This is a genomic window from Polynucleobacter sp. (genome assembly GCF_044342855.1).
In the GTDB taxonomy this organism is placed as follows: domain Bacteria; phylum Pseudomonadota; class Gammaproteobacteria; order Burkholderiales; family Burkholderiaceae; genus Polynucleobacter.
This window is the reverse complement of record NZ_JBIIPA010000028.1, coordinates 1-25108: the sequence shown is the minus strand read 5'-3', so window position 1 is coordinate 25108 and position 25108 is coordinate 1. Positions and strand designations below refer to the sequence as shown.

Genomic DNA, 25108 nt, shown 5'->3' with positions numbered 1-25108 from the left:
CCATCAGCCAAAACTTCGATTTAGAAACTGGCATTACCTTCAATATTTGAGGAATTCTCATTAAAGTAATTGGTGGGATTTGGGGATTTGATTGACTCATCATCATCTCCTTAGCGGGCGCGCTTTAAGTTTTTACGATAAACCTGCAACGCCATCTTTGCGGAACTCATTTTTGTGTATCCATACGAGCGATACAGGCTGTATAAGCGAATTGCCATCATTAAATTTAATCTCCATTGATGTTTTGTTATGAATCAATCTGTGTGCTGCTGAAGTGCAATGTAGTCAATGAAATTTTGATGGTCAATCAATTGTCAATACCCACTTTGCAAACACAAATTATTTTTTGACTACAAAAAAATATTTATTCATAGAAGTGACACAAGCCATATAAATAAATGGCTACAGCCTTGTCAGAACTTTCTGATAGCGCGAAGAGATTGGTGGACACACGTAGATCAACAAACACTTCAGATAAAGAAAATCATTCTCACGAATTTCTCAAACGTGGATTACAACGAATTGATGAATAAATAAGTTAAAGAAAAATTCAGAAAAAACACGTTTGACGTCGAGCATTTCGGTTGATAGATTGTGATGTGTTTCATTCTCATCAACACATCAAACGGAGACTGTCTTACATGAATTATTACGAGCATCACATCGGCGACTACTCACAAGCTACATCGCATTTAAACTTCATTGAAGACGCGACCTACAGTCGCCTCATTCGAAAGTACTATGCCACTGAAAAGCCTATGCCATCGGATATCAAGACCGTTCAGCGTTTAGTGAACGCCAAATCTAAGGAAGAGAAAAATGCAGTGGAATTGGTTCTGAATGAATTTTTCATTCTGACTGATGATGGCTGGAGACAAGGCCGCTGCGATCATGAAATCGCCCGCTTTAAGGACAAACAGGCTAAAGCTAAACGCAGTGCTGATAGTCGTTGGCAGCCCTCTATTGCTGTTAGTGCTGTTACTGAGGCCAAGTTAGATCTTGACTCAAAACCAGCATGCGTTCGCATTGCAGACGCATTGCCAGGGCAATGCTCACCAGACACCAATCACCAGTCTCCAAACACCAAACACCAGTCAATCAAATCAAAAGGTGAAACTATAGTAAAAATTATTCCTGATCCAGTGCCTGTGGAAGAAAAGGATGCTCAAGGAGTCCCTAGCGATATGCATCAACGCTTTGCCGAATTGATCGGCAAAGAGGGTAGCTCTGTCTCGGTTAATGATTGTCGAATTAAAGACATGGTGGCAACTGGGGCCAGCGAAGCCGAAGTGATTGGCGCAATTTCCATTGCACGAGAAATGCGCAAGAAGATTTCTACTGCTAGCCCCATTAATGCCGGTTATGTATTGGCGATCGTGAAATGCGAGATGAAAAAAAGAGCGGTCGCTAGCGCCGGTGATCTTGCTTGGTGGAAAACTAACGACGGAATTGATGCTAAGGGACGCGAGCTATCCATGCGTGCTCAAGGTTCTGAATCCTATGAGTCCTACAAGGCTCGTATCTTTGCTCAACTGCGCAAATCCCAGGAGATGTCTGATCCTCAGGTGGCGCTTGAGGCGAAGGCCCCTGTTTTGACTGCAGGGGTTTATCAGGAGGGGCGCCATGTCAACTAATTACCGTTTAGCGGGTGTGGTGGAGCGCCTTGATATGGAGGACTTTCCGATTGGTTCTGAGGTTCAAACACCAAGCGGTCGTATTGGTACCGTGATTAAGCATCGAGGTGCCCAGAGTCGTCATGACCTATTTCAGAGAATCATCATTGAGTTTCATGAACCTATTGGAGATACCGTGGCACTTCAACCCCACCTATTAACCATGGTTAATAGAATCCAGGTGAGTCATGATTGCTAAGAAGTCAAAGAGGGTAAAAAAGCAAACTGCTTTAAAAACCAAGGACCTTCCCAATGTTGAGATAAGTCAGATTGTGGCAATCCATCCATGCGCCTCTGATGACATTACTCCACTTGAGTTAATGCTCAAGATCATGCATGAGCTTTATGCGGAGGCGGAGCGCTGTGCCGCCAATGCAGATCAAAGTGCAGATCTTTTTGGCCGAGCAGACGGTAACGAAACCCGTATCAAGCTACTGAACATGGCCGCTTCTGTTGGAAGGCATGTGGCGCCTTACATTCATCCACGCTTATCTGCCATTGAGCACACCGGCAAAGATGGCGCACCACTACAAAGTGGAGTCTTGGTTGTACCAAGCGCTATGAGCATGGATGAGTGGGAGCAAGCTGCCCAAGCAAAACGCTAGTGAATTAATCAAAACCAATGAAAACCATCTGGGCACCATTGCCCGGCAGTCAGACCTTATTCCTGACATGCCCTATCTATGAGGTATTGCTAGAAGGTACTAGAGGAGGGGGTAAGACTGATACCTTACTCATGAGCTATGCCCAACATGTAGGAAGAGGCTTTGGAGATCATTGGCGCGGAACACTCTTTCGCCTTACTTATCCGCAGCTAGCTGACGTAGTAGCCAAGAGTAAGCGCTGGTTCTATCAAATATTCCCAGGCGCCAAGTTCAACGAATCAGATTACGTATGGAAGTGGCCAACGGGAGAGATGCTGTACTTTCGTTATGGGGTGAATGAAGATGACTACTGGAATTACCACGGCCATGAATACCCATGGCTGGGATTCGAGGAATTAACCAACTGGCGCAATCTCTCTTTCTACGAAGCGATGCATTCCACTTGCAGGTCATCTCATCCCGGTATGCCAAGGATGGTAAGAGCTACCTGCAATCCATTTGGAGTTGGCCATGCATCGGTAAAGGAGCGATTTCAGATTGGGGCAATACCAGCTGGTCAAATCATCAGGCAAGAGGGTGCACTTCCAAGAGTACGAATACATTCCACCATTTATGAGAATACCCACCTTCTTAAAAACGACCCCAACTACCTGATGAGCCTAGAGTCGCTAAGCGATCCAAACAGACGCAGAGCATGGTTAGAGGGAGATTGGGATATCCACGTGGGAAGTTTCTTGGAAGGCGTATGGCAGCCCTCTAAACACGTTATAGAACCCTTTGCCATTCCACCAACATGGAAGGTATGGCGCTCAATGGATTGGGGATACGCCAGACCATATGCCGTTTATTGGTTTGCCTTATCCAACGACGGAGTCTATTACCTATGGAGGGAGCTCTATGGATATGGAGATAAAGAAAATACGGGTACCAGGGAAGATGCAACGGTAGTAGCAGAGAAGATCAAGAAGATAGAGGTGCATGATCAACGCCTCGGATATGAATACCGTATGAACCTAGCCGACCCATCCATCTTTTCCAAGATAGGTGCAGAAAGATCAATAGGGCAAATCTTCAGGGATAAAGGCGTTAAATGGACCGAGGCCTATAACGCACCCAGAAGTAGGGTAAACGGCGCTCAAGAAATCATCCGACTTCTAGCTGAAGACAGACTCAAGATCTTCTCCACCTGTAAGCATTGGCTTAGAACTATTCCTCAGCTACCACCGGATTCATTAAATCCAGAAGATGTAGATACCGATGCAGAAGATCATGCTTGGGATGCGACTAGGTATGGAGTGATGAGGTCTAGGAGGCCTGAAAGTGCAATTTAGGGTCATTTTTCTGGTATTGGCATTGGAAAAATATACGTATAAAATAGATTTCAACAAAATATTGTTGAAATTAAAGGAATATGATAAAAAATGCTTTATTCATTCAAAGTTAGCAACTTCCAATCTTTCCTAGAAGAGGTTCACATTTCTATGGAGATGAGCCAACACGTTCCAAATGATGAGCGCTCATTTGGTACCGTCGTCGGGAAGAGATTATCTAAGGCAATGGCAATTATTGGGCCCAATGCAAGCGGAAAAACTGCGCTCATTAAGTCTATGGCATTTTTAGATTGGTTTATAAAACTGTCCTTTCAAAGTAGGGTAGATGCCCTCATCCCCTTGGTTACTCATTTTTCAGCCAAAGATAAGCCAAGCCATTTTGAAATTGAATTTGAGATGGATGGTAAAGAATGGAGGTATTCTCTAAGTGCCGATAAACATCGCGTTTATTCCGAATCTTTGTACTGTAAACAGAGTCGTGCGTATTCTTACGTTTTTACTAGAGACTGGGATGGGGATAACAAGAAATATGTCATCAAGCAAAAACAGTTCGGTCTACTGCAAAAAGAGGCGGAAAAGGTTCGTGAGAATGCCTCACTAATAGCCACTGCTGCTCAATATAAGGTTCCTCTGGCCCTGCAAATAGTTTCAGGTTTTGTGTTGAGTAACGTTACTGTATTTGGCCGCCAGCATTTAGATGACTTTCAGATCATTGGCGCATCTGCAATGTATGCGGACAATGAACTTATACGTGATCAAATGAATAAGCTCTTATGTGGCTGGGATTTAGGTCTTTCAGCGGTGAGAGTTGAGAAGCAGACCCATATCCAAGAATCTGGCAAAGAAGAGCGTATATTTGTTCCGGTTGGAATACATAAGGTGAATGGAGTCGATCATTCTCTTATGTTTAAACATGAATCAAGCGGAACTCAAGGAGCCTATCTGCTACTTTCAAGAATATTACCAGTGCTTAGTAGTGGGGGACTAGCAATTATTGATGAGCTTGAGGCGGATTTGCATCCACATATGCTTCATCCAATATTAGATTTATTCTTTTCCCCAAAAACTAACCCAAAAAATGCTCAAGTTATTTTTACCTGCCACTCAGTAGAGGTTTTGAGTCTCTTGCATAAGTCCCAAGTGATATTGGTGGAGAAAAATCAGGAATGCGTAAGCGATGCATGGCGTTTAGATAGCGTGAAAGGTGTTAGGGCAGATGACAATCTGTATGCAAAGTACATGGCCGGTGCTTACGGCGCCATTCCACAGGTTTAATCATTACAAATGATTAAAAAGGTTCGACGTCAACGAAAGACTCTTCTTGTGATGGGGGAGGGTGATTGCGAGGCCGCCTTTTTACAGTACCTAAGGAATATCTACTGCTCTGATAATGAGGGTGTTAACGTTACGATTAGAAACGCACAAGGGGGAGGTCCAGCTAGTATTGTGACCCAAGTAGTTCGGCATACAAGACTTGCTAGTTACGACAAAAAAATTGCCTTGTTAGACACTGACCTTGTTTGGTCTGATGATCTTAAAAAAACCGCAAAGGAGTGCGACATTCTTATGATCGGTTCAAGCCCTTGCTTGGAGGGGTTGCTGCTGAGGGTATTAAAAAAACCTACCCCAATAACCTCTAGGGAATGCAAGAAACTTTTGCAGTCACATACAAAGACCGATATGACTGAATGGCGGCACTATGAGCCTCATTTCTCAAGAGATATCTTTGAAGAGGCGAGAGATTTGTTAGGTGAACTTGATAAATTATTGAGACATTTCGAGGGAAAATAAATTCTATATAAATCTATGGGCTAGATAGCTTTGGGATTTTGCAAGTGATGTCATTCGCTTGGACTTATACAAGGCCACATTTAAAGTAATGATATTGATCAAGGGAATGGGATAAATGCAGTAGATAGGGGATACCCCCCTTTCCGCTAGTAAGTGACTAACCATTCTCCCTTGCGCTTGTCATGAAATGACAGGGTTTTTGCCATTTGAGTGTTTCTGAATTGCTCTTGCGAATAAATGTCTCTGAATAAGCTGCCCCAAGGGTGCACCACTACTAAAATTGGAATGTTAGTGAGCTCTCTTACTCTTTTTTCAATCTCCAATTTCGCTGAACTAGCTAATCTAGCTTCGGTAATTTGAATGTCAAATGTAATTACTATGTTCTCATCACCCTCAACGGTAATGCGATGAACGGAAGATACTCCTGGAACTCCCACCAGTATGTCTTGAAAATCAACGGGAAATAAGTATTTTTCATTATCAGGTATGGCCTCTTTAAGCCTGCCGTAAACTTCTAGATAACAACGAATTTTCCCATCTACCTCTTGATATGAGACTTCTCCAACATCACCAGTTTGATAGCGAATGAGTGGGGAGCCTTGAGAATACAGATCCCAAATTACAATCTCACCAGTAAGTGATTCTGGCCTATCGGGATTGTGAATTTCGATATAAAAATCCTCGTGAACCAGCATTTTATCGACCGAGGCTGGAACACCAACAGCCCCAAATTCACTTAAACCGTAGTAGGGCAGAATGTTTTTTCCATACCTTTCTTTAACCTCAAGACGGGTTTTTTTGGAAATGGGGACACCCACTACTAGTATGTGCTCAAGGGAGGCGGCCTCAAATAAATCTATACCCGAATCGTACAAGTAGACATCCCGCAGTAAAAATGGGTTCGAGGTGACCAAAATTCTAGCGTCAAGTGAGGTAAGTAGATCGCCGGTTCTTGTGTAGCTCGATAGAACCTGACCTTGATCAACTGAAACGATGACCGCGCCGCTATCCTGAAGAGCTTGGTGAAACCCATGCGCAGAACTAGTAAGTGCATACGGTAAATTAATTACAGCAACTTGACCTCGATCAACCCCCAAAAAGTTTGGCACACGTCTCTTGTGATCTCGAATAAGATCATCGACTGTTTTCAACGACATTGTCCTGCTGCTATTAATGGATCCAGAGCTAGTTCCGCTGGACTCAAAGTAGGCTGTTATCTCTTCCCATGGGCATGCTAGAAAACCCTTTGGGTAACCACGCCTAAGATCCTCCTTTAAGGTAAATGGGATCTTGTCGAGTATTTTTTTCAGGCTAAATTCTTGCTCCTGAATTAATAGTAAGGCGCGTCTTAGTAAACGTTTATAGAATGCAGACTTATTTGCTAGGTCTTGAATTCTTTGTATTAATAGAGTTGAATTTTGTAGCTCATAGGAGCTCTTATCTGCCATTGCATTACCCCAAGTTAATAAATTGCCCGTTGAAAACATGCTAGAAAGCAAAGTCAATCACATTGATGCATAGCTCCTTGGATCGATCTTCGACCTTGGTTCCACGCAGATCTACAAATTGGGCACCCTTTTTCTTAGCGATGCCTAGCTTATTGGCTATAGCACCCCATTCATATACTTCTACGCTCGTAATTTGTTTAAGAAAATGAGGGATGGCCTGCATCACTTTTTCCTTTAGCTGCGCTTTAGAAATCGAGCAATCAATCGCTATTTCAATTCTGATACTGAGGTCTCCACTACCTTCAATGACAAGCTGATATTCGTTGCCAACTTCTGGAATACTAAAAATAATGTTTTCTATCTGATAGGGAAATATGGTCTGCCCTAAAAATTGGACGCCATCTTGCTTGCGGCCAAGAATTTGATATGCGGGAGCTTTTGATCCGCATGCACACTTGACTCGCCTTGCCAAGTCTCCGGTTTGATATCGAAGCAGGGGTGCAGCAGCATCATGAAGTGTTGAAATAACGATCTCACCAGCTTCTATATTGTCAGAGATTTCATTGCAATGTTTATCTAAAATCTCAAAATGCACGAATGGATTTAATGGTTCATGGTAATTTTTAAGTAGGCAGGTATGAAGTCCGGTATCAACTTCAGTTAAACCATAGTGGCCATATAAATCCGCATTTCCCCAAACTTGTTCAATCCGCCTCCATTTTTGTTCAGACATTGTTTCGCCCAAATAAAATAGCTTTTGAACGCCTATCTCTTTTATTTTTCCTTCAGACTCAAGTACATCCCCGTAGCGTAATAACTCGAGTGGCCTAGAAAAAATAGCCTGAGGTTTGGTGCGACAAATAATTTCTAAAGTTCGTTGTGGCGAGCAAACGGTTGATCTAAGTCCCGTGGGTATGACCATAACTCCGCAGGACTGCAATGCTTGCTGAAAACGCATTCCTATCGGCGTCATCTCATAGGCGAGTGCCACAGCTGCACTTTCAATCTTCGCGCTGGTTAAACCCATCCATAGATCTAAATAGCTCCCAAATGCTTGAGCTTTTTCAAATGAAATATCTGGATATGCATGGAGAATGCTTCCACTAGTCCCGCTCGACTCAAAATACCCCTGTGGATTAGCCCCCGTTAGAAGGTAGCTACTGCCGTTTAATAGTTCAGCTCGTGAAGTCAGTGGAATGGCCTGAATGGATTCGAGGTAATCAAATTGATGCCCCCTCAGGTGGGCATACTTAGTTTTGTAAAGTGGAGAATGATTCGCGGCTAATTGAAAGATGTGATTAAACCTTTGCAACCGTTGCTCAAGAACTTCGACCCATAAGGCATTCAATTTATGCTTGCCTCCGTTGCACTTGATTCTTGAAAGCTAATGAAAAAAATACTCCCATGCCAATTGCCAAAGCCATGAGCAAAAAGAGTGGGTAAGAAGAGTTCGGTGGAAGAGCTAAATAGCCTATAAGACTAGGAACCCCGAAAATCCCACAGTAAAAACTGGCATTAAACGCTGAGAGTGCAATTGGGCGCTGATCGATATCAAATGAATCAGAAACCCAGACACTCAGAATCGGGAAGCCAAGGCTGTAGCCAACCCCAAAGCAGATACCAGCCAAAATAATCAGCAAAGGGCCATGTAGACTCAATACCAAGGCAAATGCACACGCCATCAAGCCAAACGAGCAAGCTACCAAGATGGGGCGCGAGAATCCGCCTAATATGCCCAGCAGACCAAAACGTGAGCCAAAAAGGGCGAGGCTCATTGGTAAGAAAAATAAACCTACTGAGAAATTGTGTTGACTTAGGTATAAAGCCATATACCCAGTAACAAAACCCCACAATACCCCAATAGAAAAAATACCTAAACCTAAGGCATGAAATTTCTTTGCGCACAGAATTTGATAATAAGAGTGCAAGCGAGTGGCAACTGTTTTACTGGGGCAGTCCAATTCCTTAAAGATTATGGATAGGGCGATGAGTGTCAGTAATGCTAGTAGTCCCGGCAAGGCCATATACAAAAAGAATCCATCAGATCCCTGGTTCTTAAAATACCACTGGGCTACCATAGGACCAAATGCATTAGGCAGCGGGAACATGGACGCATAGATCCCAAAGAAATAGATTATTTTTGGACCGCTCAATAAACTCCTTACGTAAATCATGGAGGCAGAAAAGTAAAAGCCAGACCCAAAACCAATTAGCCCACGAAAAATTGTCGTCAGAAGGCTCGAGCTAAGGGCATATTCAAGGCCTATAAAGCCCAATACCATCAATGCCTGACTAATGATCATCAGTCGAATGCAGCTGATCCTTTGCAAGATAGCGCCCGCGCTAAATAAGGCAATCAAGGCTGGAATGAGGGGTGCAGATAAGACTGAGCCAATAGCTTGTTGAGAGTAGCCTTCCTCATTTAAGAGTGCCGATAAAAATATCAGCGTTGATAGAGATAGTGACCCAAAGAATGTCACTAAACATAGCAAAGAGAAGTATCTTTGAGATGAGTTATTCGCGAATGCACTAGTCATAGGAAGCGCATATTTCATGAATTACAGAAGAAAGGTTCTCTTCTTGCTCGACTCTCAGGCTATGGCCACCAGGTAGGATATGGATGCTTGCAGCATTTAGTGAGCGCCCGTAATCTTGAACGTAGTTGGCCGGCATTATTAAGTCACTTTCGGCGCCAATGATGTGAATTGGTTCGGCATAGCGTTCATCTACAGAATCAGTTGCTTGGCAAAAATCTATTAGTGCATAGATGAGTGCTTTTAAAGCTTCAGGTCGATGTGAGTAGTAGCGTTCATAGGCATTTACTAATTCGTCAAATTGATGGCCATTATTTGCAATAAATGCAGGAGAAAATACCTGCAACATCAAGTTCCTCATAAAAACATCAAAATTAGCTTGATCTAGAATTTTCAGCCAAGTCTCAAAACGCCTGATTTGGAAAGGAAAAAATTTTCCCGAGGCAATGCCTCCATAAATTATTGCTTTAAATTCAATGCCCATCTCTTGAGATAAATATCGGATGACATTTCCAGCAAATGAAAATCCATAAACAATCACATCACTTGGAGAAATTTTTACGTACCTTAAAAATTCTTCAATAAATTCGGCATAGTGCTGCATCTTGTCTAGAGAGACATCGGTTGCGCTAATTCCTTGATTTGGAAATTCACAAGTGAGGATTTTGTTATATCTAGACAAATCTCTAGCAATAGGATCCCAACTAGATCTTGACTGAAAGTGCCCGTTGATTAAAAGCACGGGGGCGCCTTCTCCATCAATTCTAAAATTCCAATTCTTGAAATCTCGCATTTAAATTCCCAAAATAAATTGGGCGTTGGCTCGACCTATTAAAGCAAGATCATCTTGTGAAAATATTAGCGCTAATTTCCCAAGCTCAATGGATGGCTCATGGGCAGGATATTCGCTACCAAAAATTACTTTGTTTCTCAAATTTCTTTGTTTTGCGCATTTAAATGCAAGAATGCTTCCCACTGATGTTTCTAAATAAATGTTATCTCTACGTTCCGCTAAATTGAGAGCCATCTGATCGGAGGTCGCATATCCCATGTGCCCTAAGACAAAATTAATCTTATGATGAGCCTGCGATAGGTCTGCAAGGGCCTCAATTGAGGATGCTGGATTGAGTGTGATGTGGGTATAGATAGGTGCCGAGTATGCATTTATTGCCGCGCAGATGTTGCGAACAGAATCGCTTCTAAAGTCAATTTTATGAACCAAAGGGTTGAACTTAAATCCTCGAAACCCCAATTTCATTGCCTCTTCAATATCTTCGGCAATGTGATAACTTGGATCAACTGTAAAAAATGGAATAAGTCTCGCTGGATTGGCTTTGGCTACATCTAATAAATATGCGTTATTTGGTTCGTAATTTTTTACAGATTCAGTCCCACGCAAAAAATCTCCAAGATTGGCTGGTTCTATCAGATTTCCGGAGACAATAACTGTTTTTTCGATCCCTGAATTTTCTTGGGCGATAAATAATTGATCTAAACGCTCCTTTGAATTATCCAGATGAGCATGAAAATCAATTAAGTAGATATTTTGATGGTTCGGCAATGTGGTTCCAAGCTATTGATGATTGCTAAACCGCCCAGCTTTAGTTTAGCAATCATCTACCTGTAAAAGCTTATCCAGCAATGCCAGCAAATCCTGCGATTCTGATGAATAATTTAATCATGAGTCTCTCCTTAGAAAATTAAACAAGCATCCAATATGCTTGTCCATCTAAGTCTATCTTCTCTAAGTTTGTAACTCAATCAGTAATATTGACCTCTTAATAAAGATGGATTTGATAACTGTAAATACATTTGTTACTTATAAAATTTCTATCACTTTATGGAAATATTTTTAGTTGTTAAGTAAGAAAACCTTGCCATGAACATTGTATTTATCAATAAACATTGACTATTTAAATTACAAGTCTTTGCCAATTAAATTCTTTACGTCACTCATTCAAATTAAATCCAATATAAGTGCATCGATGCAAGATTCACAATCTATAAATAGCATGTGCCCCAAGACTCAAAAGCCCTTCAACAAAAATGGACTGCCCGCATTACTCATGCCCGCGCTCACTGGGCAACTTTCCATAAGCGCGTAAGACACAACCGCAATACCGTAGCCGGTTTTAATTGGAATGCAGACCCCACTGGCAAAGACTTCTATAGTCTTAGAGCCAACCTCATTCATGGCACCATCTCTGCAGTTCTTCCTAACGTCTATGCACGCAATCCAGAGATATCAACAACACCTACCCACTCGGGCGCAGATATCAAACTCTTCTGTAAAACATTGGAGAAAGTCACTAATAGAGCGCTAGAGCATGCTCAACTAAAGAATCGAGCCAAGTCCACTGTAAGAGCAGCACTGACCTGTAGCTTCGGCATTCTGAAAGTGATGTATCAAAGAGACCCAAGTAAGGACTTGTACATCCAAGGCCGTATTAATGATGCCCAAGAAAATCTTCTGGCCATAGAAGACTTGGTTCGAGATCTTCAAGCTAAAGATAGCAGTGCAGATCATCATCATGATGCTAAGAGAGCAGAGTTAGAGGAGCTCAGCAAATCACTGCAAGAACAAACAGAAGTCCAATCGGCCGAAGGCTTAGTAATAGACAGGGTCCTTACGGAAAACCTTCTCATCGACCCCTCAATCTGTGAGTTCTGGGACTACACCGACGCTGACTGGATTTGTCAGATCATCCCGATGAAGCGCGGCCAAGCAGAAGCGCTCTATAAAAAGAATTTAGCTAATGCCAAGATCTACCAACCAGGCCAAGGCGAGCCATCCCATAAGAAAGCCAAACGTCTGGCCTCAATGCAAATGAATGCTGGTTCAGCTCCAGTGACTGATGATCAGCAAATTGCAGTGCTAGAGATCTGGGATAGAACTACTCAGCGTGTTTACACCATGGTAGAGGGCGCGACTGAATGGCTGCGTGAACCTTACTCACCACCAAGAGCGGGAGAGCGCTGGTATCCATTCTTCTTATTACCTTACCAAGTAGTCGATGGACAATTTGTTGGTCCAAGCTTAGTGGATCTAACAGAGCGTTTGCAAGATGAGCACAACGAAGCAAGGGATCGATTCAATCAAGATCGAGATCTCTGCATACCGGGGTGGGTAGCTTCTGCCGATATCAATGAAAAGACTATTAAGAAGCACTCGGACTCCCGCTTTGGAGAAATCACCATTGTCGATACCGAAGGTAAGCCCCTAAACCAAGTCATCATCCCTAGGGGTCACCCCAAGATTGACCCCATTGTGTACGACACCAGTGCAGTACGTTATGACTGGGAGCAAGTCACCGGACTTCAAGATGCAGCACGCTCAACAGTAGTCAGACCCAAGACAGCCACCGAAGCCAATATTCTGCAAAGAGCCTTATCAGGGCGCGTATTTGAATTCAAAGACCAGATAGAGGATTGGCTACAAGAGATTGCCCAATACAGCGCCCAAGTTCTTTTACAAGAACTTACTAAAGAGCAAGTAGAGCGCTACATGGGATCGCCAATTACCAAGACCACCATGGTCAATGGCGAACTAGTCATGACCATGGAGAAAAACTACGACTGGCCAGAACTCACCAAAGACCGAATCTTTGACATGGTGGACTTGCGCATTCGGGCAGGTACTACTGGGGCGCCAGATGGCATAGAAGATAAAGAGAGCTGGCTAAAAGTGTTGCCCATGATTACGAATCTATCCATTCAGATGCAGAACCTGCAAGCCAGAGGAATGGACTACGAACATATCCGTAATCTCCTACAAGAGACTCTCTTGCGATATGACGATCGTATCGATTCCAATCTATTTGTACCGAATGTAGAAAGACAAGCGGAGGGATGGTCACGCGATGATGATCCAAGCTTAGGGATGAATTGGTTTTCTGAGCGAAAGCAAAGAACAAGCGCTGAAATGCATTACGGCAGCAACTTATTAAAAGAGGAGACAGGCAATGACGCAAGTAGCAAATGAGGTGGAAGGTTTTAAATCGGAGGTTCTAAGCAAGGGCGGATCAATTCAGAGGGTGCAGGATAGAGAGGCCAAGAAGGAGCGTGAACGTCTTGAAAAAGAAGCCTATGAAAAGCACGCCGCCGAGAGCGCCGCAAGGCGTAATAAAGCAAGGGAAGAGCGCGCGCTTGAATTGATTGCGCAAGCAAAGGCTAGGCAGGCAGAAGCTCAATTGGATAAGGAGCGTAGCGCTCAGGCACAACAAACCCAAAAGGCGGAACGTAAGAGTCAGAGTCGGAGCCAAGCAACCAACTTACTAGATGATTTAAGTAAGACCCCTAATGCATCTCTTGCGAAATTATCCGAGGATATTGATGAGGGCGAAGTATTGGAAGAGGAATCTGAAGCTCTTGAACCCGAATCTATATTTACGCCTATAAAGGGCGAGGTGCATGTACCAGCCTTTATGCCCGCTTCAGCAGATAAGACAGCACCACAAGCCCATGACCTGGGTGAAATATTGCCTGCGCCAGAAACCATCACTGTTGATGCCCCTCCAAAAGTTGAGATCCAAACTGAATCAGCCAAAGAGTTGATTGAGAGGGCTTTGAACCCCCAACCTAAGGGTTCGAGTCCCGATGTCGATCCTAGCGTTAATACGGAAGCCTCTAGTGGTATCAAATCAAAGCGAGGGTGTGAGCGTATTCAGAAAATGATTAACGAAAAACGTGATCTAGAAAAGCAGGTTATTGATTTGCAATCTATGGTGGCCGCACTTCAGGATGCAGTTCGCAAATATGAAATAGAGGGCAAGCTTGTGGGCAATGTGATGAGCCTCGCCAATACTCAGAAAAAGCCTTCCGAAATGGTCTCAGAAGCAAAGCTGCAAATGCTCAAGTTCTTAAATACCCGTTCAGATGAAATCGATCACATTGATAAGGCAATCTGTTTTAACAAATACATGTCAGATCCGTTTTACATGCAGGTCTTCGTACAAAATAATCAACCAGAGCAGTGGCAAACCATGATTGAGTCCATCTATGAGGCAATTGGAAGGCCCGAACCTAGTTTTGCGAGTGTCAAACCTATTGCAACCCATAGCCCTCAGCCTATTCGGGCGCGAACCTCAACCTTAGGCGCACCATTGGCTAGCTCCGAAAACCCGATGGATCGGATTGCCCAGCACCTGGGCAATATGGGGATCTGAGGTGTTTTTGACATGTCACCAGCTTGGCATGTCAAAAACTGCATATTTCTGGCTGAATGAGCCTGGAATGTCAATAAATCTGCATATTCCTAGTGGATTCAATATTTTGGTGTCGGTTAGTAAAAAAATCAGGCAAACCTTCAATTCCTATAAAAAAGTATCAATACATATAAAAAGGTTTGATTAAGTGGGTTTATGTATGGAAAAGTGTGAATATGTATAAGAAAGTTTCATAAAGTGTGGTTATGTATGAAAAAGTGTGAATTTGTATAAAAAAGTATGAGAAAATAGCCATTCAGATAAAAAAGTAGGCCTAAGGGGTAGAAATGAGTGAAATCGGCTATTCAAAACTAAAAACTCAGCTGAACTTAAGCGCTTTTGACCCGCTAATGCCTGCACGCCTTGCGCCCGTAACTAGCATAACGACTACCCTAGGCGCCTTGTTGATACCGGCAAAAGTAGCTCCCAAGGATGAATTACCCCTAAGTCACCTCCTGTTTGCTCTAAAGCACGAGGGGATTAACTTGCAATTGCTATCCCAGGCTTTAAGAAAAATTCCCGCTAAAGACATGTTAGCGGCTATTACAGAGTCACCGACCGGTGCTTACATTCGTATTGCCTGCTTCCTATGGGAGGCTTTTAATAAGCAAGAGCTAAAGGGTGCGCCTACGGTAACTGGGGTGGCTGCCAATTTATTTGACCCTAAAAAATATATTGCGGGACCCAGCATACGTAATGCTAAGTGGCGGGTTGACTTCAATGGCTTGGGCTCTTTGGATTACTGCGTAACCGTTGAGAGAACGGAGCGTATTAATAGCTTGCTTGAATCTAATATTTTGCAAAGAGCAAATGAATTCTTATCTGAGCTAGGCGCGACCGCATCCGATAGGGCAATGTCTTGGGCATATTTAAGTGAGACAAAAAGCTCTTTTGAAATTGAGCATGAGACACCGAGTGCCACCAAAGCAGAGGCATTTGTAGAGCTGCTTAAAAAAGCCCACCTGACTACTCAGTTGGATGAACAGTATTTGGTTGGCTTGCAAAATACCGCCATTACTAATCCTTTGGATAGGGCGGTTAACTATCGCCATCAACAAAACTGGTTAAGTAGTCCATTACGTGGCGCTGCTGGCGTAACGTATATTCCGCCACCACCCGAGATTGTTGATGACTTAATGAGGGGGTTGGTAGATTTTGCCAATGCTGCGCCAAAGCAGATCGATCCTTTAATTGTTGCTGCGATTGTTTCCTTTGGATTTGTTTTCATTCACCCATTTATGGATGGCAATGGACGCTTGTCCAGATTCTTATTTCATCATGCTTTATGTCAGTCTGGCGCCTTAAATAATGGCTTGCTATTGCCAGTATCCATTGCAATGAAGCGTAATGAAGATGCATATCTTGCGGCTTTGAAGAGTTTTTCGGAGCCGGCGCGTAAACGTTGGGATGTTATTTGGATTGATGGTGATGAGTATCAGATGACTTTCAATTCAGATGAATCTTTATATCGTTACTGGAATGCAACTACTTGCGTTGAGTTTGGATTGGAGATGGCTAAGCAAGCCCTGGAAAAGGACTTAAGAGAAGAGACTGAGTTCTTAGCCAAGTACGACCGCATTTACCGTGCGATCGACGGTCGGTACGATATACGTGGCAAAGATCTCAATACCTTAGTTCTTACTTGTATGGAGCAGAACGGGAAGATATCGATTAATCGCCGTAAGAAATTCGCCACTACCGTACCCGAAGAAATATTTGATGCCATTGAATCAGAGTATTTGAAAGTGGCTGCTTAAAAGAACCACTGCATGCATTCCGTCAAGGGCACCCCAAAGGGGTGGCTTGTGAACCCTTGACGGCCACGACCAAAGAAACGCTCATTTATGCCCAAGGTGGCGCAATGACACATTGGGCATAAAGACCCATAGCGAGTTCATTAAGTAACACAACAAAAAGTACACAAATATCCCTAGCCCACATCTACCACCCCAATAATTGATCTCAGTGCTTCACGCCATCGCGTTAAAGCTAGAGTCGCGTCTAGCAGCGTAGTAATGGATAGGTTCACGCTCTATCAATTGGAATGAGGCCAACCAATTCACAAATAGATAAATACATTGATAGGGGTGGCATATGCCAATTTCAAATACAGACTTGCAGGAGTTAGCAAAGGTTTCCTTAGATGAGTACTTGCGCAATCTACCAGTCGATCAAATCGCCGTAGAGAGACCTTTCCTTAAAAAACTCATGGAAGGGCGCAAGAGTCTATTAGGGGCTAAACAGAACGTTGTCGAGAACATCCGCAAAGAACATGGCAGTAACTTTAGCTGGGCCTTTGGCGAAGAGACGGTCAAGTTCAATAAACGCAATACCACTGAGCAGGCCTCATTCCCATGGCGTAGAGCAGTAGATGGCTTGTACATAGACTATGACCGTCTCTTTAGTAACGGCATCAAAGTGCGTGAAGGTGGGGCGCGAGGATTCCAGCTGGAATACAACGAGCGCGTACAACTGATCAACCTCTTGGATGAGCAGTTAGAGGTCCTACGAGAAGGCTTTCTGAATAAGTTAGACCTGGAACTTCACCGAGACGGCTCCCATGGCGCAGATGCAGTAGTCGGTCTAGATAGTCTAGTCAGCCTGGCGCCAGATGCTGGTACGGTAGGTGGTATCGATCGAGCAAAGGCGAGTTACTGGCGTAATTACGCAGTCAAAGACATTGCCTCAACATCGCCAGGTAATTTAGTGGGCGAGATGGAGACTGCTTGGCGCCAATGTATTAAGCATGGCGGTAGCCCTGATTTCATCATCGCTGGGGGTAAGTTCATTGATACCTATCGCAAGCAAGTGACAGTGACCCATATCGCTGCATCAGGTGAAACCAAGTACATCGATGCAGGCGTAGGTGCTGGTGTTAACACTGGCTTAGCCTTCAAGGGTGTGGAGATCATCTGGGATCCGCAATTTGATGAACTCGATGCCATGGCCAACAGAACGGTGGAGTGGAGCAAGCGTTGCTATTTCCTCAACACCCGCTTTATGAAGCTACGTGACGATGACTTAGATATCGTTGCCCCCATTCGTCCACACGACACGCTCGCTATGTACGCCATGGTGAACCTACGTTGTGCCTTATCCATCTCAAGAGCTAATGCCCATGCGGTATTGGCTATTCAATAAGGGGGAAGAAATGAATAACAACATGAACCACACCATAAATAATAATGCGCTCATTCATAGCGACTTTCAAATTAAAGAGGTGGAAGCGGTAGTGCGCAGAGATGCCTTCACAACCATTCATGTGTTCGTACCGCCTTATGAGACCAACATCCTTCGCAACTTGTTTGGGCGCGAGAACGTCACAGTGTTCGAGCGCCCATCAAAGACCACCATTACGCCAGAGCAAGAGTACGACAGACTCTGCGCCAAGTACGGCCATGAGGTCGTAGCCAAAGTCTTTGGTGAGGATGATGGAGATCGACTAATGGAGATCGTAGAAGGCTTGATGAAAGAAGGTCAGCTTCCAGCACAAGAGAAGGCTTTGGAAGGAACTCTTGAGCAAGAGTCATCAGAAAGCAAAGGAGCCAAGAAACGCTAGAAGTAGGGAAGGCCATCGCCATGATCACTAGCAGCAGGTGTTTGGGTGCGGCTGCGGGTGTTGAAGTAACCATGGTGCGTGGGCGCGCGTAACTGCGCCCCACTGCCAACACCAATTAAAAGCCTAGGCGGTAGTGGGGCGGTGGACTTCCATACTTATCAATACCTTCGAGCATCAAAAAAAGAACCTATTACATGCTTCCAATCATCACCTCTCTAGTACAAACCTTGGCCGTCAATGGCCTGGGTCTACTTGCGGGCGCAGTACAAGCTAAGGGCAAGGAATTTATTGAGAGCAAGATTGGGGCGCGTATTCCGGATAACCCCAGTCAGGAAGATCTCATCAAGCTCAAACAGCTGGAGATTGAGCAAGAGCAGCTTCTATTGCAATACACCCTCAAACAAAAAGAGCTTGAGATTGAAGAATCTAAGCTCCTGGCGGAGATGCATCGAGCCTCACAAGACAATGCCACCAATCGCTGGCAATCCGATATGGGTAGTGATTCCAGGTTATCAAAGAACATCCGTCCAGGCACTCTGGTTTACATCCTGACGGCCTATCTCTTGTTTGCCTTACTTTCAGCTATGGGCATCGACATCAATGAAGCCTATGTAAAGCTCCTAGGTGAGTGGGGCCAGCTAGTCATGCTGGCTTACTTTGGCGGAAGATCAGTCGAGAAGATCTTTGAGATGCGCATGCATGGCTCAAATAAAAAAGAAGATGTCACGTGAATACGAAGGTCAGCAGTCTAGTAGCAGAACAAGCAGCCTTTCTAATTGACGTCAGCAGGCTTATTCAGTGTGCAACAGCAGAAGGGTGGGTGCTCACAGGAGGAGAGCTCTGGCGTTCACCAGAGCAGCAAGAAATCTACTTTAAGACTGGCAGATCAAAGACCATGAATAGCAATCACCTAAGGCGCTGCGCTATTGATCTGAACTTCTTTTGGAATGGCAAGCTAATTTGGGATAAAGAGCTAATACGAACTGTAGGTGAATACTGGGAAAGTCTGAGTCCCAAGAACCGGTGGGGTGGGAATTTCAAAGGATTTGTGGATGTGCCGCATTTTGAGAGGGTGGTTTAGGGTTTATCTAAGTGGCAGCTACCGGCCATTAAGAGACTTTCTTTGGTTGCGGTGCCACCTTTTATTTCTCATTTAAATGGCACCATCTTAGCGGCCTCTAACCTATAAGCAGTACGCCCCATATCCGTGGCTACTCTTGATTCTGAAAGGATGCCATCAACCCAAATAGTATCCATGCTTCTAACTTTCAGAGCGCCTGTAGCTGGCGGAATAACCAATATGATTTGATTGGCTGGTGGCGGGGGTGTATGAATACAGGCCCCGAAATAAGGGACTAATAAGAATTCAAGGCTCAATGAACGCTCGGCATCTAGGGGTACAACATAGCCTGAGATACGGATAGGTTTACCTATATATTTCTTTGAGATAGGCGCCTCATCCCAGCGCTTTCGGAGTTTTTCATACATAGCATCTATGCGAGGGTCGCTATCTTGCATGGAATCGGATTTCTTGAAGAGCTTAGCGAACTCTTTTGCGGTTTGACGTGCCCATTCTGGGGGAATTAATTCATCCCAAAAAATCTCTTTATAAGTCTGGGCATGTGATGGGGGTATCAGCGATATAAGAGCTAAAAAACTGAGGGCAATAAGCAAGTTCTTTTTCATATATTGGGTGGGTTCAATCCATCGTGTAAGGCGAGTCGATAAGCTTTGATGCCTGGGAGGACTGAGCAAATGAGCGCTGCAATCAGAATCATTAGCAATCCAATGAGATCGTTTGCTGTAGGAAGGCCTACTGTGCTTAAGATGCCCCATTCATTCATTAGCCAATCAGAAAAAGTAAATACAAGAGCTTGTAAAAATATCCAACCTAAGATAATTCCAGCAGTTACGATGAGTAATGACTCAAGAATAATTAAAAAGAAAATTTGCAGTGGCTTTACACCAACTACTCTAAGAGTTGCCAGTTCTCTGCGACGCGATTCCAAAGAAATTAAAAGAGCTGCTGCAATTCCTAAAATACTGGTGAGAACAACACCAACAGATACTAAAAGCAGAGCATTTTCAGCAACCTCTAATGTTTTCCATAAATCATCTAAGGCAACCCCTGGCATTACGGCCATTAAAGGTGGTGGTTTTAGGGAGTCAATCTGACGGCGTACAGAAAATACCGCTGAGCGCTGGGTGAGTCCTAAAAAAAATGCGGAATATTGCGAGTTGCTCAATTGCACAAATTGCACTTTTCCATCGGAGCCATCATGAAGACTGTTAAAGCTTTGGGTGGAAATCAAAATACTGTTGTCTATCGGCGTACCGTTTGCCTCAAGGATGCCGGCGATAGTGAAGGGGGTATCAGAGTGGTCCTGTGCTGGTCCAATACCTGATCCATGCGATAGAGTAATTTTGTCCGATAGTTGGTGCTTAAATTGTCTTGCTACATTGGCACCTAGAACGACTTCTCGCTGATTGCCGCCTCCAAATGAGTTTCCCGAAGAAAAAGCGAGAGCTTTATTTTGAGCGCGAATCTGCTGGAAAAAATCTGTTGTTGTGCCAATTACTGGATAGCTACGGTACGAATCCCCCAATTGGATTGGTATAAGCCACTTTACTTGCGAGATGGATTCAATTTCTTTAATAGCACTTCCGGGAACTAGGCTTGTAGGTCGCCCAATATGAAAAATACTATGCAGTATTAATTCTGTTGGGCTTGCTTTGCTTCCGACAACGAGGTCAACGCCACTAATAGCATTGGTAAAGCTGGTTTTAGTGTCATCTCGAATTTTAAATACCGCCAATAAAATAGTGACTGAGATGGCAGTTGAGAAAACAATAATGAGCAAAGACGCTTTTCGTGAAAGCGCACTTTGGATCGCTAATTTAATCCAGTACATCATTGATTAACATCGCGCTTGGGTAAATCTATTCTTTGATTGAAAAATGGAGCCAATCTCTCATCATGACTTACCATTACTAAAGTCGTTTTTTGGGATTGACCTAGCTCTAAAAATAGCTGCATAAACTGAGACTGATTTTCCCAATCTAAGGCAGAGCTTGGTTCATCGGCAATGACAATTTGAGGGCTTCCAATAAATGCTCTTGCAGCAGCAACCCTTTGTTGTTGGCCCACAGAAAGTTGGTGGCTTGGTTGATCCACAATGCTCATAGGGAGAGATAGGCGGGTCATGAGATACATTGCCGCCTTTTTCATGGATGAGAAGTCTTTTAGGGCAGCGGCTTTTCGCTTGGGAAATAAATTGAGAGGGAGAAGAATATTCTCTAAGGTACTTAGGTAGGGGATGAGGTTGAACTGTTGAAAAATAAACCCCATTTCTTCACCTCGAATTTGATCCCTTTGAGGACCGCTGAGCTGATGAAAGGCGTGTCCATTGACCCAAATCTCCCCCTGGCTGGCATCCAAGACGCCAGCTAATAAATTTAATAAGGTGCTCTTGCCACTTCCGCTGGGGCCGGCAATATAGGTTCTTTGATCTACTTGTATGGTGAAGTTGAAATGATCGAACAAGGGTGTTTGCTGTGGCCAAGCAAACTGCAGATCTTTTATTTCAATGACGGTGTGATTAGGATGCACTTTGCTATTAAAAACGAACAATAGGGGATTTTGGGCTTGCCATAATGAGTCGCTGACCTTTGGGGCTTGCCACTTCAACTTTAACTTCTTTTATGCTTGGATATTCTTTAAAGAAGAGTAAGCGAATTTCCTTGAGCGCACCAGGATTAGAGCAGCTGTAGCTAAATGTGTAGAGTAAATCACTGTGTTTTGCTTGCGCATCTCGATCCAGTTTTGTTTGTGGAGACTTGGGTGTACATTGCGCTTCAGGATTGATTTCAAACCACGCATCAATTAAGCCAAGTCTTGTTTCCAGTTTGGATTGTGCGCTTCTCTCTTTGCCTGTTTTAGGCGCGTGCTCAAAGCCAAGCAGAGCTTCTAATGGCATTTCTAGTGTGCCACTCAGCGTTCTTCCTTCTATCCCCATTTCCAATACTCCCTTGCCATGCTGATGGCTATGAGGTGACTTTTGTGCAATAGATGTGAGTGAGAATGTGATCAGCGCTAAAGATATCAGTATTTTCATTACTTAGACCTTTTCAAAAAATTTAGGCATGACTTTTGCAGTCCTTACACTTGCCTTGAACGGATAATGAAATTGCAAAATCTGCCATCTCCTGGTTTTTGAGTTGTGAATTGAGATTTTCTATGATTTCTAGTAAGGGAGATTTGGCAGGTAAATTAAAGTGTTGATGGCAACTACCGCATTCAAAATACTCAAGCGCTTTTTCATTGGCGCTTCTAAAGCGCCAGATACGATCTGATCCTAAAGTCTTCTCAATCAATCCGACTTGGTGAAGGCGATCCAAAATTCGGTACAGGGTTACTGAATCTATTTCCTCTTTACTAGATTGCTTGGCAAGCTCTAAATGAATTTCATCATGAGACAAGGGGAGCTTTAAGGTGGCTAGGAGTCCAGTTACAGCAATTGCATTTTGAGTTGCCCTCAGTCCTTTGTTCCGCAGAACAAGCGCCCAGTCAATTTCTTTGTTGGGGGACAAATCTAAGCTTTTCTTCATGGCTAGCCTTTTCCTGATGCGTCATTTAATGCAACTTACTTGCAATAAACAAATATACTGCTATTATGTTAACGCAACTTACTTGCATTAACAATAATTCTGCCTCTTTATGGGATTGCCATGAGCGCTACAAACATCGATCAACGCCTTCCAGTGACTGTGTTGTCTGGATTCTTGGGGGCTGGAAAAACTACCCTATTAAATCAAGTGCTCGCCAATCGCGAGGGTTTGAAGGTCGCAGTGATCGTCAATGATATGAGTGAGCTCAATATTGATGCCTCGCTGGTGCAAAAAGGGATGGCTAATGCTGGCGCTCAATTATCAAGAACCGAAGAAAAGCTTGTTGAAATGAGCAACGGCTGTATCTGCTGCACGTTGCGAGAGGACTTACTCATCGAGGTGAGAAAGTTGGCTAAGGAGAGGCGTTTTGATTACCTATTGATTGAATCTACGGGAATCGCGGAACCCATGCCGGTAGCTGCCACATTTGATTTTAGAGATGAAAACGATGATTCGCTAGAGGATGTTGCGCGGCTAGATACGATGGTAACTGTAGTTGATGCGGTCAATTTATTTAAAGATTTTCATTCAGAAGAGGCATTATCCGATCGTGGCGAAGTGGCAGGTGAAGACGACAATCGCAGTTTGGCGAGCCTTCTAACCGAGCAAATTGAATTTGCTAATGTCATTGTGATTAGCAAAACAGATTTAGTAGATGCTGAGCAACTTGCCTTGGTATCTGCGGTAGTCAAGTCGCTCAATCCCACAGCAGAAATTGTGCTCTCCCAAAAAGGGAATGTGCCTTTGAATAAGATTTTAGGGACACATTTATTTGATTTTGAGAAAGCGAGCGCAATGCCTGGGTGGGTTCGTGAGCTAGAGGGTAACCACACGCCTGAGACTGAAGAGTATGGCATCAATAGTTTTATCTATACCTCCAGAAAGCCTTTTCATCCGGTTCGGTTTGCTAAGTTTCTGGATATGAATTTCTCTAATGTCTTAAGAGCGAAGGGGTATGTTTGGCTTGCAAGTCGACCCCAATGGGCGATTGCCTACTCTAGAGCTGGTAATACCGCCAATATTGAGCCAGTGGGTTATTGGTGGGCAGCTACAACCAAAGAGAAATGGCCTGCTGTTGGCGATGAGGAACGCAATCTCATTGAGGCTAACTGGGAAGAACCTTATGGCGATAGAGTCAATGAAATTGTCTTTATTGGGCGAAAAATCGATCGGGCTCCAATTGAAGCTATGTTGCAATCATGTGAGTTAAATCCCCAGGAGATCAGCCTGAATGAGGATTACTGGATTAGCTTTGTAGATCCATTTCCCGTGTGGAATCGAATCGATAATTAATTACTCAACAAATTACCAGTGTTATATACCGTTCTAGCGTGTTTAGCTGGGGGCATTTTGAGCATCGTGGTTGCAGCTATATTTGCTTTCAGAATAAGCGCACTGTGGTTGCATAGATGGGTCGCTTTTTCTGCAGGGGTCATGCTTGCAAGTACCTTCTTTAATATCTTGCCAGAAGTCTATGAATTAGCACCAAACCAATTGCATGAACTCCTTGGAGTTTTATTGCTTGGAATATTGGCTTTCTTTTTTCTGGGGAAGCTGTCCATTTGGCGACATAGCCATGGTGTAGATGGTGATGAATCTAATCTGGCCGCTCCAGTTGCTTGGAATATTCTTATTGGTGATGCATTCCACAATTTTGTAGATGGAATTTTGATTGCTGCTGCATTTTTGGCAGATCCCTGGTTGGGACTTGCAACGACCATAGCTGTTATTGCCCATGAAATTCCTCAAGAGCTGGGCGATTTTGTTATTTTGTTGCACGCGGGCCTTAGCAAAAGGAGGGCCTTTGTGTTCAACGCCTTTTCGAGTATGACGTCAGTTCTTGGTGGTATTTTGGGCTACTTGGCTTTAGAGAAATTGCAGATATATGTTCCCTATGTCTTAATGCTCTCAGCAGCCAGTTTTTTATACATAGCATTAACAGACTTATTCCCTGTAATGCATAAGACCCATCAACATGAAAGCGCCCTCATGCAAGCTGGATTTATTATGACGGGTGTAGGAATGACTTTTTTAATTGGCCATGCCCTGCATTAATAAAAATATTAAGATGGGGTGCTGTATTTCTCTGCGGATAGGGCTCTCAGTTAGAGATAGAAGTTGTAATATATTCATGAAATGGCTCTGTTTAGCTTTAATTTATTACAGGTTATCAATATGCGTTTTCATAATCTCTATTTAGCTCCCTTAATCTTGATTCTTGCCTCATGCGCATCCCAATCAGGCACATGGGTTAAGAGCGATGTTGCGCCACTGCAATTTAATCAAGATAACTAT

24 protein-coding genes are annotated in these 25108 nt (G+C 43.7%); 14 read left to right on the top strand and 10 right to left on the bottom strand.

What is annotated here, in order from left to right; all coding sequences use genetic code 11:
• Nucleotides 1-599: 599 nt before the first annotated feature.
• The 5 genes from ACIQZ3_RS08985 to ACIQZ3_RS08965 all read left to right on the top strand — a co-directional run bounded on the left by ACIQZ3_RS08985 (nt 600) and on the right by ACIQZ3_RS08965 (nt 4884).
• Nucleotides 600-1634, top strand: a complete 1035-nt coding sequence (locus tag ACIQZ3_RS08985; RefSeq protein WP_397392372.1) for a YdaU family protein — start codon at nt 600-602, stop codon at nt 1632-1634.
• Entirely contained in the window at nt 1624-1872 is a 249-nt protein-coding gene (locus ACIQZ3_RS08980; protein ID WP_173960475.1) for a hypothetical protein, read from the top strand. The genes ACIQZ3_RS08985 and ACIQZ3_RS08980 overlap by 11 nt, the downstream gene beginning before the upstream one ends.
• 73 nt (nt 1873-1945) lie before the next feature.
• A complete protein-coding gene (locus tag ACIQZ3_RS08975; RefSeq protein ID WP_397392370.1) occupies nt 1946-2278 on the top strand; it encodes a hypothetical protein in 333 nt (110 codons plus the stop codon).
• 17 nt (nt 2279-2295) lie between these two features.
• Nucleotides 2296-3609 (top strand): terminase, encoded by a 1314-nt coding sequence (locus tag ACIQZ3_RS08970; RefSeq protein WP_397392368.1) that lies wholly within the window; start codon nt 2296-2298, stop codon nt 3607-3609.
• A 90-nt stretch (nt 3610-3699) separates the two neighbouring features.
• Nucleotides 3700-4884, top strand: a complete 1185-nt coding sequence (locus tag ACIQZ3_RS08965; RefSeq protein WP_397392366.1) for an ATP/GTP-binding protein — start codon at nt 3700-3702, stop codon at nt 4882-4884.
• Between the two features lie 662 nt (nt 4885-5546).
• Here ACIQZ3_RS08965 and ACIQZ3_RS08960 read toward each other — a convergent pair.
• From ACIQZ3_RS08960 to ACIQZ3_RS08940, 5 genes are all read right to left on the bottom strand, one after another.
• The gene (locus ACIQZ3_RS08960; RefSeq protein WP_397392364.1) at nt 5547-6551 is read right to left on the bottom strand and encodes a hypothetical protein; all 1005 of its coding nucleotides are present in this window, start codon (nt 6549-6551) and stop codon (nt 5547-5549) included.
• Between the two features lie 337 nt (nt 6552-6888).
• Nucleotides 6889-8196, bottom strand: a complete 1308-nt coding sequence (locus ACIQZ3_RS08955) for a phenylacetate--CoA ligase family protein (protein WP_397392362.1) — start codon at nt 8194-8196, stop codon at nt 6889-6891.
• A gap of 1 nt (nt 8197) precedes the next feature.
• A complete protein-coding gene (locus ACIQZ3_RS08950; protein WP_397392360.1) occupies nt 8198-9385 on the bottom strand; it encodes an MFS transporter in 1188 nt (395 codons plus the stop codon).
• Nucleotides 9378-10175, bottom strand: coding sequence for an alpha/beta fold hydrolase (locus ACIQZ3_RS08945; protein WP_397392358.1), 798 nt, complete (start codon nt 10173-10175; stop codon nt 9378-9380). Before ACIQZ3_RS08945 ends, ACIQZ3_RS08950 begins: the two co-directional genes overlap by 8 nt.
• A complete protein-coding gene (locus ACIQZ3_RS08940) occupies nt 10176-10943 on the bottom strand; it encodes an amidohydrolase family protein (protein WP_397392356.1) in 768 nt (255 codons plus the stop codon).
• 453 nt (nt 10944-11396) lie between these two features.
• On the opposite strand from ACIQZ3_RS08940, the gene ACIQZ3_RS08935 reads away from it, so the two are divergent.
• The 7 genes from ACIQZ3_RS08935 (at nt 11397) to ACIQZ3_RS08905 (ending at nt 19226) form a co-directional block, all read left to right on the top strand.
• A complete protein-coding gene (locus tag ACIQZ3_RS08935; RefSeq protein ID WP_397392354.1) occupies nt 11397-13364 on the top strand; it encodes a hypothetical protein in 1968 nt (655 codons plus the stop codon).
• Nucleotides 13345-14547 carry a hypothetical protein gene (locus tag ACIQZ3_RS08930; protein WP_397392352.1) on the top strand — a complete coding sequence of 401 codons (1203 nt, stop codon included), beginning with the start codon at nt 13345-13347 and terminating at the stop codon, nt 14545-14547. Before ACIQZ3_RS08935 ends, ACIQZ3_RS08930 begins: the two co-directional genes overlap by 20 nt.
• Nucleotides 14548-14873: 326 nt before the next feature.
• Complete coding sequence (locus tag ACIQZ3_RS08925; protein ID WP_397392350.1) at nt 14874-16343, top strand: Fic family protein; 1470 nt, start codon at nt 14874-14876, stop codon at nt 16341-16343.
• Between the two features lie 337 nt (nt 16344-16680).
• A complete protein-coding gene (locus tag ACIQZ3_RS08920) occupies nt 16681-17727 on the top strand; it encodes a phage major capsid protein (protein WP_397392348.1) in 1047 nt (348 codons plus the stop codon).
• 10 nt (nt 17728-17737) lie between these two features.
• Complete coding sequence (locus ACIQZ3_RS08915; RefSeq protein ID WP_397392346.1) at nt 17738-18145, top strand: hypothetical protein; 408 nt, start codon at nt 17738-17740, stop codon at nt 18143-18145.
• 194 nt (nt 18146-18339) lie between these two features.
• Nucleotides 18340-18876 (top strand): hypothetical protein, encoded by a 537-nt coding sequence (locus ACIQZ3_RS08910; RefSeq protein ID WP_397392344.1) that lies wholly within the window; start codon nt 18340-18342, stop codon nt 18874-18876.
• Nucleotides 18873-19226, top strand: coding sequence for a M15 family metallopeptidase (locus ACIQZ3_RS08905; RefSeq protein WP_397392342.1), 354 nt, complete (start codon nt 18873-18875; stop codon nt 19224-19226). The genes ACIQZ3_RS08910 and ACIQZ3_RS08905 overlap by 4 nt, the downstream gene beginning before the upstream one ends.
• A 68-nt stretch (nt 19227-19294) precedes the next feature.
• On the opposite strand, the gene ACIQZ3_RS08900 is transcribed toward ACIQZ3_RS08905, so the two are convergent.
• Genes ACIQZ3_RS08900 through ACIQZ3_RS08880 form a run of 5 tightly spaced genes read right to left on the bottom strand, consistent with a single transcriptional unit; the run spans nt 19295 to nt 22753 of the window.
• A complete protein-coding gene (locus ACIQZ3_RS08900) occupies nt 19295-19831 on the bottom strand; it encodes a DUF3299 domain-containing protein (protein ID WP_397392340.1) in 537 nt (178 codons plus the stop codon).
• Nucleotides 19828-21057: an ABC transporter permease gene (locus tag ACIQZ3_RS08895; protein WP_397392338.1), complete on the bottom strand. Its 1230-nt coding sequence runs from the start codon at nt 21055-21057 to the stop codon at nt 19828-19830. Before ACIQZ3_RS08895 ends, ACIQZ3_RS08900 begins: the two co-directional genes overlap by 4 nt.
• The gene (locus ACIQZ3_RS08890; protein WP_397392336.1) at nt 21057-21755 is read right to left on the bottom strand and encodes an ABC transporter ATP-binding protein; all 699 of its coding nucleotides are present in this window, start codon (nt 21753-21755) and stop codon (nt 21057-21059) included. Before ACIQZ3_RS08890 ends, ACIQZ3_RS08895 begins: the two co-directional genes overlap by 1 nt.
• A gap of 7 nt (nt 21756-21762) precedes the next feature.
• Complete coding sequence (locus ACIQZ3_RS08885) at nt 21763-22260, bottom strand: DUF2796 domain-containing protein (protein ID WP_397392334.1); 498 nt, start codon at nt 22258-22260, stop codon at nt 21763-21765.
• A 22-nt stretch (nt 22261-22282) separates the two neighbouring features.
• Entirely contained in the window at nt 22283-22753 is a 471-nt protein-coding gene (locus tag ACIQZ3_RS08880) for a Fur family transcriptional regulator (RefSeq protein ID WP_397392332.1), read from the bottom strand.
• A gap of 120 nt (nt 22754-22873) precedes the next feature.
• Between ACIQZ3_RS08880 and ACIQZ3_RS08875 the strand changes: the two genes are divergently transcribed.
• Nucleotides 22874-24106 carry a GTP-binding protein gene (locus ACIQZ3_RS08875; RefSeq protein ID WP_397392330.1) on the top strand — a complete coding sequence of 411 codons (1233 nt, stop codon included), beginning with the start codon at nt 22874-22876 and terminating at the stop codon, nt 24104-24106.
• Nucleotides 24107-24247: 141 nt separating this feature from the next.
• Nucleotides 24248-24868, top strand: a complete 621-nt coding sequence (locus tag ACIQZ3_RS08870; RefSeq protein WP_397392328.1) for a ZIP family metal transporter — start codon at nt 24248-24250, stop codon at nt 24866-24868.
• Nucleotides 24869-25108: the final 240 nt, after the last annotated feature.